Source organism: Streptomyces sp. 11x1 (genome assembly GCF_032598905.1).
GTDB lineage: Bacteria > Actinomycetota > Actinomycetes > Streptomycetales > Streptomycetaceae > Streptomyces.
This window is the reverse complement of record NZ_CP122458.1, coordinates 3,149,972-3,165,519: the sequence shown is the minus strand read 5'-3', so window position 1 is coordinate 3,165,519 and position 15,548 is coordinate 3,149,972. Positions and strand designations below refer to the sequence as shown.

The window sequence follows — 15,548 nt, the reverse complement described above, 5'->3', positions numbered from 1 at the left end:
GACCTCCGCGTTGCTGGAATCGGGCCCTCCGCAGGTACGGCGGTGGGGCAGTTCAGGCGGGAGTGAGCGAGACGGGCAGGCTGCTCATGCCCGTGAGGAAGTTGGAGTAGATTCGGCGCTCGTCACCGGTCTGCTCGATGCGGGCGACCCGGTCGCGCAGAGCGTCGAGCATGGCGGTGATCTCGGCCCGGCCGAGATAGGCGCCGAGGCAGAAGTGCGGGCCGTAGCCGAGGGAGAGGTGCTTGTTCGGGGTGCGGGCCAGCCGGAAGACCTCCGGGTCTCCGAAGACCGTTTCATCCTGGTTCGCGGCGCACAGCCACAGGGTGACCAGATCGCCCTCGGCGATCGTCTGGCCGTGCAACTCGACGTCCTCGGTGGCCACTCGCCCGAAGTGCAGCGTGGGCGTCGTCCAACGCAGCACCTCGTCGGTGGCCTGCTGGGCGGTCGCGGTGCCGTCCTTGAGGGAGAGCCACTGCTCCGGATCGTGGGCCAGCTCGCGCACCGCGCCGATCATGGCCAGGCGGCTCGTCTCGTCGCCGCCCATGATCAGGCTGTAGCAGTTGAGGACGATGGCGTCGTCGTCGAGGGTGACCGTCCCAGCGGGCTCGGTAGCCATCAGGCTGATGACGTCGTCCCCGGGGTGGGCCCGCCGGTGTGCCACCAATTCGTGGAAGTAGAGGAGAAGTTCACCCCGAGCGAGCCGGTCTTCGCCGGCTTGCGGGTCGGCGTAGTCGGACGCCAGCGCGGACTTGGTGAGGCCGAGGACCGTGTCCCGGTCGGACCGGGGAACAGCCAGCAGGTCGCAGATGGTGGCCAGGGGCACATACGAGGCGATGTCCCGGGCGAAGTCGCAGTGCCCGCGCTCCACCGCCTCGTCGACGAGACGGCGGGTGGTCTCCCGAACTTGGCGGACCACGCCGTCCAGGGCCCGCGGGGAGAAGGCCTTGAGCAGCAGGTTGCGCAGCGCGGTGTGATGCGGACCGTCCGTGACGGCGAGCATGCTGCCGGCGCCGCTGTCGCCGCCCTGCAACATGGTGGTGAGCACGTTTCCCCGCTCGGACGTGAACCGGGCCGAGTCGCGCAGCACTTTGGACACGTCCGCGTGCCGGGTCAGCACCCAGAAGCCCGGGGTGTCGTCCGTACCGGGGTGCCAGTGCACCGGGTCGTTCTGGCGCAGTTCGGACCAGACCTCGTCGAGGCCGCCGGGGGCGAGGTGCGTGACCGGGTCGGTCAGATCCGGTACCGCGAGGGAAGGCGTGGTCACGAGGCCGAACCCGCCGCCTCGACCAGGGATGCGGGACGCATGTCGATCCAGTTCTCCTCGACGTAGTCCAGGCAGGCCTGTCGGGAAGCCGCGCCATAGACCGTCTCCCAGCCGGCGGGCACCTGGGCCGACGCGGGCCACAAGGAGTGCTGCCCCTGGTCGTTGACCAGGACGATGTACTCTGCCTCGTCGTTCTCGAACGGGTTGCTCATGGGAATCCCTCTCAGTGACCGCCGAAAAGGCAGGGTCCTACGCGGGTGACGCGGATGCGGGCCAAGGCCCCTGTATGCCGGGGCAGCGACGCGGAGGATCGGCGGCTGCGCCGCCCGGAACCGGTGAACGTACGGCTCTCCGCACCGGGGGAAGTGCGGACAGCCGTACCCTCTTATCGTTGATCGGCCCGCATGCCCCCGGCAAGATCTTTCTTCTGAGGGAAAAAGGCCAGCTCACGGCCAGTGAACGAGAGTTGGGAAGAGACCCCGTCAGGGTCAGAGAATCCCGGTGAGTTCGAGTCCGGGGGTGAGCAGACGGGTCAGGTGGTGCGCGGAGACGTCCCAGGTCCACTCCCGTTCAACCCACCGCCGTCCCTCTCGTCCCATGGCGGCCCCGTCGGGGGTCGTTAGGAGCCGGATGACGGCACGGGCGACGTCTGGTACGTCCCGGCCGTCTACGACCGTGCCCGTACGACCGTCGAGCACGGCGTCGGGGGCGCCGCCGGAGTTCCCTACCACCACGGGAAGGGCGCTCGCCGCGGCCTCTAAGTAGACGATTCCGAGCCCTTCGGCCTCCAGACCGGCCCGGCGGGTCCGGCACGGCATGGCGAAGACGTCGGCGGCGGCGTAGTAAGCCGGTGTCTCCGCGTGGCCCACCCCGCCGACGAAGACCACGGACTCCTCGGGGTACCTGCCGGCGAGACGCCGCAGCCGGCCCTCGTCCGGTCCCTGGCCGACCACGAGCAGCACCGCGTCGGGCACCGCGCGCCGGATCAGCGGCAGGGCGCGGATCAGTGTGTCCTGGCCCTTGCGAGGCACCAGGCGGGACACGCTCAGCACGACCTTGCGTCCGTGCAGGTCGTGCCGGTCGCGTATGGAACGGCCCTGGTCCGCCGTCAGCTCCGGCCGGAACTCCGTCAGGTCGACGCCCGGCACCAGACGACTGAGCCGGGCCCTGGGGCCCAGCGCGGGAGCGATGCGCGCCCGTGTGTACTCGCCGAGATAGGTGACGACATCCACGCCGTCGCCTATGCGCCGCAGTACACGGCGTGCTCCGGGGACCCTGGCCCACCAGATCTCGTGCCCGTGTGTGGTGGCGACGAGCCGTTCGACTCCGCCCCGGCGCAGGGCGGGGGCCATCGCCGCCAAGGGGGCCGCCGCGCCGAACCACACCCGGTCGCAGCCGTGCTCCCGCGCCAGGTGCAGTGCGCGTGCGGTGACGCGGCGCGTGGGCAGCAGCATGCGGCTCGGGTCACGGACTACGGGGAACGGCAGGGTGGCGTCGAACGCGTTCGAGCCCGGCTCCGACGAGGTGTAGACGATCACGTCATTGCGGGGCATACGGGTGGCCATGGCGTGGACGAACGTCTCGATGCCGCCCTGCCGGGGCGGGAAGTCATTGGTGACGATGAGTGTGGTGCTCAAGGCTGCTGCTTCCTCAAAGCCCCGCAGTGGCGGGGAGCGTCAGACGGTGAACAGGTAGTTGCGGACGTCGTGGCGGATCCCGGAGACTTCCGTCCAGCCGCCCTTGGCCCAGCGGTGGGGCCGGTAGCCGTACCGGCCGAGGTGTTCGAGGACCACCTCCGATCCGGCTCCGTACTTCGCCAGGTGGCGGTCCTCGATCTCCAGCAGGAGCGCCGGAAGATGTCGTCGCAGGGTCTGCCGGCCACCGTCGAGTACGGCGGGTTCGGCGCCTTCGACGTCGGCCTTGACGAAGGCGACCTTCTCCAGACCCGCACGTTCGACAAGCTGGTCGAGGGTGTGCACCTGGGTCCGCACCGGCCGGGCCGCGGCGAACTCGGCGTTCGGGCCAGGGCCGTGGGAACCTTCGGTGAGATAGGCCCGCCCGTGCACCGGCAGACCACGACGTAGGGGCAGGCTGACAGTGCCCTGGCCCGCCCGGGCCCCGAGGGCCGTGTGGTGGACTACCACGTTGCCGCTCCCCAGGCCGCGGGAGGCCAGGCGCAGCCAGCGGGCGGGCCCCGGCAGTGGCTCTATGCTGTGGACCCTGCCGGTCGGGCCGACCAGGGACGACAAAGGCCAGGTGTACAGGCCGTACTCGGCCCCGATATCGACACAGGTGTCCCCGGGGCGGACCAGTTCACCGAGGCCCGCGACCTCGTCCTCGACGAAGGAGACGCGGCTGGCCAGCCGGTGCAGGACACGGGCCACCGCGCCCGTACGACGGCTCACCGGGTCTCCCCGGCCATGATCAACCGTGTGCTGGCGGCACTGCGTTCGGCCACGACGGTCTCACCCGCACGACCACGCCCCGTCGAGGTGGAGAGCCGGGCCCAGATCACGAGCAGCAGCGGCAGGGTGAAGTAGCCGAACCGGGTGGCGGGCGCGAAGAGGAAGGCGACGCACAGGCCGAGCGCGAGCCGGTCGGCTGCGGCCACGGCGTCGGTCGGTGGACGCACGACGAGCGAGCACGCAACCGCCACTCCGCCGCACAGCAACAGCAGGACGGCGGCGTACCAGCCCGCCGGGCCCAGTTCGGCGAGCAGCCGTCCCGGCAGCGGGCTGGCCGCGGGTGTCGCCACGGCGCCGCGCCCGACGGGGAACGCGAAAACCTGCTCCGCCAGCGGGCCGGGCGACACCAAGGCGACCGGCAGCATCAGGGCGAGGATCCCGGCGAGCCAGGCCCCGACGCACCGCAGGGCCGCCCGGCTTCCCGCGTGGCTGCCGATCAGCGCGGCTGCCACTACCAGAGCGGGCACGGCGGTCCACTTGAGCGAGCAGGCTGCGGCGAGCACGAGCCCTGCGGCCCCGGGCTTACGACCGGCCGCGAGAGCGAGCCCCAGCCAGCACAGCCCCGCGAGCGGCAGATCCACGCCACTGACACACAACGGAAGGGCCACGAGGGGTGACGCGACCAGCACGGCCAGGGCGGTCGTGGAGGCGGACCGGCCCGGTGGACCGGCGGTGCGTGCAGGGCGCAGCACCGCGCGTCCCGCAACCAGGCAGACCAGCAACACGAGCGCACACCACAACCGGGCGTCGCCCAGCAGGCGGGCCGGGGCGGTGGTGTCGTCAAGGAGACCACCGGGGAGCCCGAACAAAGCCATCCCGGGCAGGTAGGGGTTGTAATCGGTGACCGTTTGGGGGTCGGCCAGGTAGGGCGTGCCGTGGTGTAGGAGGAGGGTGGCCGAGCGTTCCACCACGCCGACCTCGCTCTGGGCCTGGCCCGTCCAGATCAGGTACAGGAACGGCACGGCAACCGCGCCGGTCAGCGCCGAGGCGACAGAGAGGGCGCGGGCCCGCGGCCGGGGCAGTTGGAGCGCGAAGAGCGCCGCGCCGAGGTAACCGGCGGCGGCACTCAGCCCCCAAGCCCGGTGTGTCGGCAGCGTGGAGAACATCACGAGCCCCATGGCCCAGCAGGCGGCCCCCGCCCAGCCGATGATCCACAGTCTCCGCCGGCCACCGGGGACGCGGATCGGGGATGTACGAACGACTCGGGCCAGGGGCGTGATCATCGATGTTCCCACCTGTGGATTCGGCACACCTTCATTGCAGCCGGGAACGGATCCACAGTCATGACAGGTAGGTCGAGACCCCATGGTGGGGTTTCCCCCACCATGAGGGCCGGATCAGCGCAGGCTCGGGTTGACGTACAGGTCCGACATGGCGACGAGGACGCGGCGGTCGCCCTGGAACGGCTCCCGGGCGTGGGTGGCAAGGAAGTTGTCGACGACGAGGACGTCACCGCGCTGCCAGGGAACCGAGACCGCGTTGTCCTGGTAGAGGCGTCCGATCAGGTCGACGGCCTCGTCCTCGATGGGAGTGCCGTTACCGTAGAAGGCGTTCCGGGGCACGCCCTCGGGGCCGTACTCTCCAAGGAGATAGCCAGAGACCTCGCCGGGCAGGGCGGAGATGTGCCACAGGTGGGCGTGGTTGAACCAGACGGTCTCCCCGGTACGTGGATGGCGGGAGACAGCCTGCCGGACCGCACGCGTGCGCAGGCCGTCCTCGCCGAGCCAGGCGAACTCGGTGTGCGAGGCCCGGCAGTAGGCCTCGACCTCGGCCCGGTCAGTGGTCTGGAAGACCACCTGCCAGGGGATGTCGAGGACGGGGCTGTAGTTGCGCACGTAACTGACGCCGTGGCGTTCGAAGCGCTCGCGCAGTTCGGCGGGGATCTTCGGCAGGACGGCACGCTCGCTGGCGACCGGTGTCGCGCCACCGACGCGGGAGGGCCGATCACCGTAGAAGTACAGCAGGCTGGGCCAGTTGTGGGAGTACGACATCTCGTGGTGGAAGGCGATCCACTGGTCCGCACTGAGCTCGGTCGAGGTGAAGACTTTGTCGGCGATCTCGGTGCGGGGAGCGGCCCGTTCGAGATAGTCGAGCAGTTCGGGCGAGAAGGCGCGGGCAGCGGCTCCGAACTCCTCGGGACTGTGCACCTCGAAGCCGCGGAACAACAGCGCACCGTGCCGGTCGAGTTCGGCGGTGAGTCGGTCGCGGTTGGCGGCGATCCAGTGGTCCAAGCGCAGTCCGCGCTCGACGGCTTCGATGCGCAGCAGGAAGGGTTCGGGGTGCTCGGGCTCCGTGTGGACCGGGCCGGCGGCAAAGGTGGACGTGGTCATATCGCCGCCTGCGCACGAGTCGATCCGACTGGATCGCACATGGCGGCCAGGATGCGCCGCGAGCCTTCGAAGGGCTCTCGGGCATGTGCGGTGATCATGTTCTCGACGAGCATGACATCGCCGCGTTCCCAGTCGAACCCGGTGGTCGCGGCATTGAAGGCGGCACGCAACTCGGCGATCGTCTCGTCCTCGATGGGTGTCCCGTCGCCGTAGAACGTGTGGTACGGCAGGTCCTCGTCGCCGAAGGCGGCACGCAGCCCGGCGCTGACCTCCTCGGGCAGGGAGGTGACGTGGAAGAACAGAGCGTGGTTAAACCAGGTCCGCTCGCCGGTCTTCGGGTGCCGGTGCACGGCCGGCCGGACCTGACGGGTTCTCAGCTGGTCGCCTTCACACCACTCGACGGAGATGCCCGCAGCCGTGCAATAGGCGGCGACCTCGGCGCGGTCCTCGGTCTGGAAGGTCTCCTGCCAGGACAGACTGATGCCAGGGATGTAGTTGCGCACGTACTGCACTCCGAGGCGTTCGAACTTCTCGACGGTGGCGGGGCTGAGCGCCGCTAGGACGCGGCGCGAGTCAGCCAACGGGGTACGGCCGCCCCGGTCGGCAGGCCGCTCGCAGCAGAACACGATCCGCAGGGGCCAGTTGTCCGTGTACGACTGCTCGTTGTGCAGCAGGATGTGCTGGTCGGCCGGATGCTCGGTCGACGTGTAGATGTTGTCCTCGACATGGGTGCGAGGCGAGGACCGCTCCCCGTACGAGAGCACCTCGTCGGAGAGCGCGGCCATCACCGTGCGGAACTCTGCGGCGTTGGCGACGCCGAAACCGCGGAACAGTACGGCGCCGGCACGGTGGGCCAAATCGTCGACGAGTTCTTTGTGGGCGCGGATCCACCTGGGCAGATCCGCGTCCGGGGCGTCGGCCCGGACCAGCGCCGGCAGCACCCGCCCGTCCCATTGCGGCGACACCGTCGCGGGTACGTCGTTCAGCTGTGTCATGAAAGGGTCTCCACATCGATGGCAGCGAGAGGTCGGGCGGCGGCTTCCTCAATCGCTCCGGCCGTCCCCACACACACGAGTGCGGTCAGCCGTACCCCTTCATCCTTGATCCTTCGTGCCGACAGCGGCAAGGTGTTTCCCTGCATCGAAACACCGCAGCTCAAAGCCGGTTCACCGGCCGTGTCCGACACGGCGGGGGCGGAGTCAGACTCGGCCCCTGGCGCGCAGGTAGTCGAGCACCGCGAGTACCCGCCGGTTGCCGTCCGGGGAACCGGGGATGCGGAGCTTGCTGAGGATCGATGTCACGTGTTTCTCCACGGCGCGGTCCGAGATGCCCAGCCGGCCGCTGATGCCCGAGTTGGAGAGGCCGACGGCGACCAGTTCGAGGACCTGGTGCTCGCGGTCGGTGAGCAGGTCAGTGGCCGGGCGCCGGAACCGGCCGCCGAGTATGTCCCGGTACAGCTCGGTATCCAGCACGATCTCCCCGGCTGCGACGCGCTGGAGCGCCGCGAAGAAGTCGCTTACGTCGCCGACTCTTTCCTTGAGCAGGTAGCCGACCCCGCCGTCGACGTTGTGCAGCAGTTCGCGGGCGTATTCGGTGTCCAAGTACTGCGAGAGCACGAGGACGCCCGTGCCCGGGCAGTGCTCAAGGATCTGTCGGGCCGCCCTGATCCCTTCGTCAGTGTATGTGGGCGGCATGCGGACATCGGTGATGACGACGTCAGGTGTGGCCTCCCGGACGACGCGCAGGATGTCGGTAGCGTCATCCAGGGCCGCCACGATCTCGACGCCCCGGTCCTCCAACAGGCGTGCCACTCCCTGCCGCAACAGCGCCGAGTCCTCGGCGATCACCACTCGCACAGCGGTTTCCTCCCCTAGTCACGCACGTTGATTGCCGCGACGCCGTCCCGCCGAAGCAGCCGACCCGTTGCTGTCAGCCCCACCGCGGCACCCACACCGAGGCAAGCGAGCACCAGCAGGCTCAGCGCCCCCCACGGCACGCTGACCGCGACCGTGTCGTATCCGGCCGCCAGCGAGGCGCGGTACGCCCCGAGACCCAGGGCCACCACGACCGCCGCGACACCCGCTGCCATCGCGGTGGTGATCAGCGTCTCCCACACGGCCACGCGACGGACCTGCTCCTCGGCCACCCCGATCAGACGCATGCCGACGATCTCCCGGCCCCGCCTGCTGTACGACATCACGAGTGTGCTGGCGACGGAGACCAGGGCGTACAGCGAGGCCGGTCCGGCCAGCACGACCAGGACCAGGGTGTTGAGCCTGCCCTGTTCGTCCGTGGTGGTGTCGAACCACTGGGTGGTCGGGGTCACGGTGACCTGGCCGGAGCCGAGACGGTTCGCCAGATCGAGAGCGACGTCGTCGGTCTGGCTCGCCGATGCACCGTCCAAAAGCACCGTTGCCCGCTCGGGCCGGTGCGCCCCGGCCCGAGCGGGCGGCAGGAGGACCTGGGAGAGCGTCGCGCCCGCTTCGATGATCGCGACCACCTTGCCGGTGGCCGCTTTCTGGCCGTAGAGCCCGTAGGTGATCCGGGTGCCGACGTGGTAGCCGTACCAGCCCGCGTACTCGCGCGACACGGCGATCTCGCCGGTGGCCAGCTCCTTGATCCGGCCCTCGACCACGTCGACGCGGTGCGTGCGGGCGAAGGCGGGCAGGTCCACGGCGGCGCCCCTGTCCTGCCGGACGGAGGTGCGGTCGGCGACGGCGACGCCCATGCTCGCGGGCGCGGACACGGCAGTGACGCGCGAGTCAGCGCGCAGGGCGGTGAGCGTCTTCGGGGCGAGCCCGTCCTCGCCGACGGGTTCGACGATCAGCTGCCCGGCCGTACGGCGCTGGTCGTCCGCCTTGACGGTCGCCCCGGTGGTGGACAGAACGGAGGTGAAGATCCCGACGACGGCGACGATGGCGAGGACGGGCCCGGTCAAAGACGCGGTGCGCAGCCGTGCCGTACTGAGCGAGGCCACAGCCAGTTGGGCGGGCACCGAACGGGTCCGGCGCAGTGCGAGGGCCAGTAGCCGGGTCAGCGGGGTCAGGTAGAGGGGGCCGAGCAGGGAGGCGGCCAGGGTGAGCGCGAGGGTGCCGAACAGGGCCAGCGGGGTGGCGCCCTCCGCGTTCGTGCCCGGGGCCAGGCCCACCATGAGGGCGCCTGCGGCGAGCAGGATCAGCCCCATCGTCCAGCGGCCGCCGGTCATGGTCCGCGCGTCCAGATCGGCCTCGCGCAGCGCCTCGGTGGCGTGCAGCCGCGCGGCCCGGCGGGAGGCGGCGACCGCTCCCAGCAGGGCCATCAGCAGACCGGCCCCGGAGGCGATCACGAGCGGCACGGCCAGCGACGCGTCCTTCAGGTCGACCGGTGCCAGGCCGGTGCCGTTGAGCCCGGCCAGGGCGAGCGGCGTGGTGAGAACAGCGAGCAGACAGCCCACGGCCGCCGCGGGGACGGCTACCGCGAGGCACTCGCCGATCACCATGCGCCGCACCTGGGAGGAGCCGGCGCCGACCAGCCGCAGCAGTCCGAGTTCACGACGGCGCAGCGCGATGCTCAGAGCGCAGGTGCCGGAGATGACGAAGACGGTGACGAACAGGCAGATCACCCCGGCCAGTACCAGTACGGTCTGGATGCCCCCCAGGTCGATGCCCCCGTCTGTGACCGTGTGGGCGTGGCCCTCACCGTCCGGCAGGGTGACCGCCGCACGCCCCGTCGTCGGCTGTGACACGCCGAAGGTGGCGCCCAGCGCGGCCGAGGACACGGCGATCAGGGCCACGCCGAGGACCAGCGCGACGAACGTCCCGAGGAACAGCGGGAAATGGTGACGTACGGAACGTACGGACAGGCGCCACATCAGTTCTCCCAGCGGGTGAGCCAGGCGGTGACCCGCTCGACGTCGGGGTGGTGCAGCTCGTCGACGACTCGCCCGTCCACCAGGTAGTAGGCCCGGTCCGCCGCCGCGGCTGCCACAGGGTCGTGGGTCACCATGATCACCGTGCCGCCGTCCCGGTCGACGAGGTCGCGCAACAGGGCGATGACCTGGCGGCCGGTGGCCCGGTCGAGCGAGCCGGTCGGTTCGTCGGCGAACACGACCTCCGGCCCGGCCGCGATGGTCCGTGCGATGGCGACGCGCTGCTGCTGGCCGCCGGAGAGCTGGGCGGGGCGGCGGCCGGAGATGTCCTTCAGGCCAACCCTGTCGAGCGCGCCGAGCACGTCCGCGCGCTTCGGGTGTCGGCCGGCCAGCCGCAGCGGCAGTGCGACGTTCTCGTACGCCGTAAGCATCGGCAGCAGGTTGAACTGCTGGAAGACGAAACCGATGCGGCGGCGGCGCAACTCGGTCAGGGCGCTTTCGTCGCAGGCCGTCAGATCCGTGTCCCCGAGCAGTACGCGCCCGGTATCGGGCCGGTCCAGCCCGGCGGCGCAGTGCAGCAGGGTGGTCTTTCCGGAGCCGGACGGCCCCATGACCGCGGTCATGGTCCCGGTCGGGAAGTCCATCGACGCGTTGTGCAGCACGGGCCCCGGACTACCCGGATAGGTCTTCGAGACGGACACCAGCTGGGCTGCCGACACCGTTGTGCCGGAGAGAAGTGACATGCCATCCAGCACATCACCCGGGCCCCGGGCCGCGCAGTGGGCCTGAGGGGAGACCTGAAGGGGGGGTTTCCCCTACCGACAGCTCCTCTGGGTAGCACTACAGTTGCCTGTGAGCACGAGCGGGGCTCCGCTCATGGGGCGCGCGTGCACGGGGGCGGCGCGGGTAGGGAAAGGCGCGGCATTGTCCTCCATGTCCTCCGTGACGGGTCCCTCCGGCCCGGGCGATCCGGACGTACCGAACTTAGCCGTCCGGGAGGCGCTCGCCCGTCGGCCGACGCGGTTCCTGATATCCCTCTGGCCGCTGCGCTGTTGGGTCCATCTCCTGGGCGGCGCGCTGTTCGGAGCGGGCATCCTGGTGAGCCTGGTGGTGCTGGTCTCCCTCGGGGTGGTGCTCTCGGTGGTGGGTGTGGGTCTGCTGCTGCTCGCCTGCACCGCGCTGCTCGGCGTACCGGTAGCGGCCGTGGAGCGGCGCAGGCTGTGCCTGGTCGAGCCCTCACGGCTGGCCAATCCGCACGTACCGAGGCCCGAGAGCGGGTCACGACGGCTGCGGTACCTGTTCACCGAGCGAGCCACCTGGCGCGAGCTGGGCTACACCGCTCTGCTTGCGGTGGTCTTCACCGGGGCTGGTCTCGGCGTGGCCGTTCTGCTGGTGTTCTCCTGCGTTCTGCTGGTGACTCCCGCCCTGGTGTGGGCCCTGGCTCCGGAGACAGTGATGGTGATCCCGGGGCACGCGATCCCCGATCCCCTGGCGGCCGTGCCGTTCATGCTCGTGGGCATGGCCTCGCTGGCCGGCTCCGCCTACGCCGCGGGCTGGCTGACCGTGGCCCAGGTGCGCACGGCGTGGTTCCTGCTGGGGCCGCGCGAGGATCAGGCGAACAAGAAGGTCGTCGAACTGACCCGCTCGCGGGCGCGGCTCGCGGACGCGTTCGAGGCCGAGCGCCGCCGGATCGAGCGGGATCTGCACGACGGAGCCCAGCAACAACTGGTCGCGCTGACCATGACGTTGGGGCTGGCGGAGCTGGAACTCAAGGACGCCAGTCCCGAGGCGGCCGAGCTGATCTCCCGGGGCCGTGGCGAGGCCCGTCGCGCCCTGGACCAGCTTCGGGACCTGGTGCGGGGCATCCACCCCCAGGTGCTGACCGATCATGGACTGGCCGCGGCCGTGGCGGAGGTCGCGCTGCGCACCTCCCTCACAGTGACCGTCGACATCGATCTGCCGCGCCGACTGCCCACCGTGGTGGAGACGACGGCGTACTTCACCGTCACGGAAGCGTTGACCAACGCGGCGAAGCACAGCGGGGCAACGCGGATCGACATCACAGGCCGTCTGGAGCACGATCGGCTTATCCTGCTGATCACCGACGACGGGCGGGGCGGGGCCGATCCCGCCAACGGCACCGGTCTCTCCGGGCTCGCGGACCGCCTGGCGATCCTGCGGGGCCGACTGCTGGTCTCAAGTCCCGTCGGCGGTCCGACCCAGCTCCGGGTGGAGGTCCCGTGCTCCGCGTAGTCCTGGCCGAAGACGCCGTCCTGCTTCGTGCCGGCTTGGTCGAGTTGCTCAACCGCAGTGGCCACGAGGTGATGGCGGCGGTGGGCGATGCCCGGGCGCTGGCTCAGGCCGTGGACACCCACCAGCCCGACATTGTGATTACCGACGTACGGATGCCCCCCGGGTTCCGCGACGAGGGCCTGAAGGCGGCGCTGGAACTCCGCGCCCGGCACGAGCGGTTGCCCGTCCTGGTGCTGTCCCAGTACGTCGCGACGGCCTATGCGACCCAGTTGCTCAGCGGCGGCGGACCGGGCTCGGCCGGGCTCGGGTATCTGCTCAAGGACCGCGTGGGCGAGGTCTCCGAGTTCCTGGACACCCTCCGCCGCGTCTCTGAGGGGCAGACCGTGATCGACCCCGAGGTGGTCCGGGTGCTGCTGACGCAGCAGACCGCGAGCAGGCCGCTGAACCGGCTGACCCCACGCGAGCGCGAGGTACTCGCGCTCATGGCCGAAGGGTTCAACAACCAGACCATCGCTCACCGGCTGAGTGTCACCGAGGCCTCGGTGGTGAAGCACTCCAGCAACATCTTCATGAAGCTGGACCTCGACCCGGTGGAGGGAAACCGCCGGGTGCTGGCCGTTCTGGCCCACCTGCGGGGCGAGACGAGCTGAGCCCGGAGTCAGTCGCTCGGCCCTGTCACTCCCGCCCGTCCTGAATACGCGTCAGCCAGTCCGCCGCCTCGGTGAAGGCACGGTCGCCACCGTCTCGCCGGGACACCGGCCGGGGGTCCGGGACAGGGTCACCCGCCCTGGGATAGGACCCCAGGAACCGCACCTTCGGGGCGATCCTCTTGAGCCCCATCAGGGCCTCGCCGACGTGCCGTTCGGACACATGTCCCTCCGCGTCCATGACGAAGCAGTAGTTGCCGAGGCCACCGCCGACCGGCCGGGACTGGATGAGCAGCAGGTCGACCGCGCGCACGGCGAGTTGCTGAAGGAGTTCGAGCAACGCGCCGGGCCGGTCCGCGCTCAGCCAGACCACCACGGAGGTACGGTCGTGGCCGGTGGGCGCGGACGGACGGGCTGGGCGGCCCACGAGCACGAACCGGGTCTCCGCGCTTGCGTCGTCGTGGATGTCCGTGGCCAGCGGCTCCAACCGGTAGCGAGCGGCGGCGACCTCGCCCGCGAACGCGGCGTCGTACCGGCCCTCTTGCACCAGCCGCGCGCCATCGGCGTTGGAGGCGGCCGATTCCCAGATGGCGTGCGGCAGATGGGCGCCCAGCCAGCGGCGCACCTGCGGCTGGGCCACCGGGTGGCCGGTGACGGTCTTGATGTCCTCGAGCGTGGTGCCCGGGCGGACGAGCAGCGCGAAGGCGATGGGCAGGCGCACCTCGCGGTAGATCATCAGAGGCCTGCCGTGGGCGAGTTCGTCGATGGTGCCAGTCACACCGCCCTCCACCGAGTTCTCGATGGGGACGAGGGCGGCTTCGGCCTCATGAGCCCGGACCGCGTCGAGGGCAGCGGAGACGGACACCATAGGAACCAGTTCGCGCGTAGCGGCTTCGGGGAGAGTGTGCAGAGCGGCCTCGGTGAAGGTTCCCTCGGGGCCGAGATAGGTGTATCGGGGAGCCGACATAGCCATCACCCTACGGCTGGGGCGACGGACCGACTGGACGAAAAGGGTAGGAACGGGCTTGACGAAAGGGCCGTGACCTGCGGTCTTTCCCTCCGGGGAAACACCTTGTCGCTGACGCACGCCTGGATCAAGGTGGAAGGGGTACGGGCATCCGCACCCTCGGAGGGGCTGACCGTACCCAACCGGGCGTAGGACCAGCGAACCGGTTGCCCCTCCAGTGGCCGCTGTGGACTGCTCCGTCGGCGTGCCCCGAGCCGCACCGCGTGACCCGCAGGTCGGCACCGATGACCGATGGAAGACCGATGGGGGAAAGATGGAAATCCGGTACGTCGCCGAACTGTTGCGCACACTCGCCGAGGACCATGCCGTGCCGGGGGCACAACTCGCCGTCGACACCGGTTCACAGGTCCTGTCCGTGGCCACGGGCGTGCTGCGCGAGGGGTGTCCACAGCCGGTGGAGACCTCCTCCGCGTTCGCTTTCGGCTCGGTGACGAAGGCCTTCACCGCCACCCTCGCAGTCCAGCTGGCGTCGGATGGCGATATCGAACTCGACGCCCCTGTCGCCGAGTTGCTGCCCAACTGGCGGGTTCCACAGGTCTCGGCGCTCGCCCGGGTCACCCTACGGCATCTGCTGTCGCACACCTCCGGTCTGGTCTCGGACCATCAGCTGGGCGACCCCATGGAACGGTCGCTGGCCCACTACGCGGCGAGTGTCGCCGGCCTGCCGCTGCTCTTCGAGCCTGGCAGCCGGTTCTCTTACGCCAACACCGGCTACAACGTCGTCGGACGGCTCGTCGAGGAAATCACCGGCCTGCCATGGGACGCGGCGCTGCGCGACTTCCTGCTGGTGCCGCTCGGCATCACGCCGCACATCCCGCGCACTCGGGCTGACTCGGCCCGCACCTCGGCCAGTGGCCATGTGGTGCAGCCGGGCGGGCGCGCGGCCACCCCTGTCGACCTCTTCCTGCCTGCCACGTGGGCTCCGGCCGGAGGGCTCGCGGGCAGCGCGGAAGACCTGCTCGCGCTGGCCCGGCTGCACACCGGCGCCCACCCGAGGGCCGCCCGGCTGCTGGATGCCGAGCACCGGGCGGCGATGCACCGACCCCAACTGGACGCCGACGCCTTCGGTCTGGCCGACGGCTGGGCTCTGGGCCTGGGGCGCTACGGCGCCGACGACGGCTGGCTGGGCCACGACGGCACCGTCGATGGCTCCACCTGTCATCTGCGCTTTCACCCGGAGACGGGGATGGCTGTGGCGCTCACCACCAACTCCACCACCGGAACCCTTCTGTGGCCCGAGCTGGTCACACGGCTGCGCGCACAGGGCCTGCCCGTCGCGGACTACGACTCCCCGCTGCCGTCATCGCGGACCGCCGCCCCGACCGTCGACGCTTGCCGCGTGCTGGGCGACTACGCCAACGGCGACACCCTGTTCTCGGTGCGCCCGCACGGGAGCGGGGTCCGCCTCAGCGACCGCACCGGCCTGGTTGCCAACCTGAGCCTGCACGACCAGATGGTCTTCAGCGCCCGCCGCGTGGACTCGGGCCATGCCCCCTGGTTCGGGCGGTTCCTCGTCGACGGCGACAACGGCACGGCCCTCATGCAGCTCACCGGGCGCTCGGCCACCCGGGTCGCCACGGCGGCGTAACGCCCTCCGGCGCACGCCTTCCGGTTCTCCGTATCTCAGCACTTCACGTCTTTCACCTCACGTCTTCTTCGTCGACGTCCCTCTGGCGCTGCGCCGCCCAGCGGCATCTCCACGCGCCCTCACGTCA

At 70.4% G+C, this 15,548-nt stretch carries 14 protein-coding genes; 3 read left to right on the top strand and 11 right to left on the bottom strand.

Annotated elements, in window-relative coordinates; genetic code table 11:
• Window positions 1–52: 52 nt before the first annotated feature.
• From P8T65_RS13615 to P8T65_RS13570, 10 genes are all read right to left on the bottom strand, one after another.
• Window positions 53–1,264 (bottom strand): cytochrome P450, encoded by a 1,212-nt coding sequence (locus P8T65_RS13615; protein ID WP_316725683.1) that lies wholly within the window; start codon window positions 1,262–1,264, stop codon window positions 53–55.
• Entirely contained in the window at window positions 1,261–1,476 is a 216-nt protein-coding gene (locus P8T65_RS13610; protein ID WP_316725682.1) for an MbtH family protein, read from the bottom strand. The genes P8T65_RS13615 and P8T65_RS13610 overlap by 4 nt, the downstream gene beginning before the upstream one ends.
• A 276-nt stretch (window positions 1,477–1,752) precedes the next feature.
• Window positions 1,753–2,901, bottom strand: a complete 1,149-nt coding sequence (locus P8T65_RS13605) for a glycosyltransferase family 4 protein (protein ID WP_316725681.1) — start codon at window positions 2,899–2,901, stop codon at window positions 1,753–1,755.
• Between the two features lie 39 nt (window positions 2,902–2,940).
• The gene (locus P8T65_RS13600; RefSeq protein ID WP_316725680.1) at window positions 2,941–3,669 is read right to left on the bottom strand and encodes an FkbM family methyltransferase; all 729 of its coding nucleotides are present in this window, start codon (window positions 3,667–3,669) and stop codon (window positions 2,941–2,943) included.
• A complete protein-coding gene (locus tag P8T65_RS13595) occupies window positions 3,666–4,952 on the bottom strand; it encodes a glycosyltransferase 87 family protein (RefSeq protein WP_316725679.1) in 1,287 nt (428 codons plus the stop codon). The genes P8T65_RS13600 and P8T65_RS13595 overlap by 4 nt, the downstream gene beginning before the upstream one ends.
• 114 nt (window positions 4,953–5,066) lie before the next feature.
• Window positions 5,067–6,059, bottom strand: a complete 993-nt coding sequence (locus P8T65_RS13590; protein WP_316725678.1) for a TauD/TfdA family dioxygenase — start codon at window positions 6,057–6,059, stop codon at window positions 5,067–5,069.
• Entirely contained in the window at window positions 6,056–7,054 is a 999-nt protein-coding gene (locus P8T65_RS13585) for a TauD/TfdA family dioxygenase (RefSeq protein WP_316725677.1), read from the bottom strand. The genes P8T65_RS13590 and P8T65_RS13585 overlap by 4 nt, the downstream gene beginning before the upstream one ends.
• 204 nt (window positions 7,055–7,258) lie before the next feature.
• Window positions 7,259–7,915: a response regulator transcription factor gene (locus tag P8T65_RS13580; protein WP_316725676.1), complete on the bottom strand. Its 657-nt coding sequence runs from the start codon at window positions 7,913–7,915 to the stop codon at window positions 7,259–7,261.
• A 14-nt stretch (window positions 7,916–7,929) separates the two neighbouring features.
• Entirely contained in the window at window positions 7,930–9,909 is a 1,980-nt protein-coding gene (locus tag P8T65_RS13575) for an FtsX-like permease family protein (protein WP_316725675.1), read from the bottom strand.
• Entirely contained in the window at window positions 9,909–10,649 is a 741-nt protein-coding gene (locus P8T65_RS13570; protein WP_316725674.1) for an ABC transporter ATP-binding protein, read from the bottom strand. Before P8T65_RS13570 ends, P8T65_RS13575 begins: the two co-directional genes overlap by 1 nt.
• Before the next feature lie 190 nt (window positions 10,650–10,839).
• Here P8T65_RS13570 and P8T65_RS13565 point away from each other — a divergent pair, with 190 nt between their 5' ends.
• A complete protein-coding gene (locus P8T65_RS13565; protein WP_316725673.1) occupies window positions 10,840–12,159 on the top strand; it encodes a sensor domain-containing protein in 1,320 nt (439 codons plus the stop codon).
• A complete protein-coding gene (locus P8T65_RS13560; protein WP_316725672.1) occupies window positions 12,147–12,809 on the top strand; it encodes a response regulator transcription factor in 663 nt (220 codons plus the stop codon). Before P8T65_RS13565 ends, P8T65_RS13560 begins: the two co-directional genes overlap by 13 nt.
• A gap of 25 nt (window positions 12,810–12,834) precedes the next feature.
• Here the strand turns inward: P8T65_RS13560 and pheA are convergent, their stop codons facing one another.
• Window positions 12,835–13,773 (bottom strand): prephenate dehydratase, encoded by a 939-nt coding sequence (gene pheA, locus P8T65_RS13555; protein ID WP_316725671.1) that lies wholly within the window; start codon window positions 13,771–13,773, stop codon window positions 12,835–12,837.
• Window positions 13,774–14,086: 313 nt separating this feature from the next.
• Between pheA and P8T65_RS13550 the strand changes: the two genes are divergently transcribed.
• Window positions 14,087–15,421, top strand: coding sequence for a serine hydrolase domain-containing protein (locus tag P8T65_RS13550; protein WP_316725670.1), 1,335 nt, complete (start codon window positions 14,087–14,089; stop codon window positions 15,419–15,421).
• Window positions 15,422–15,548: the final 127 nt, after the last annotated feature.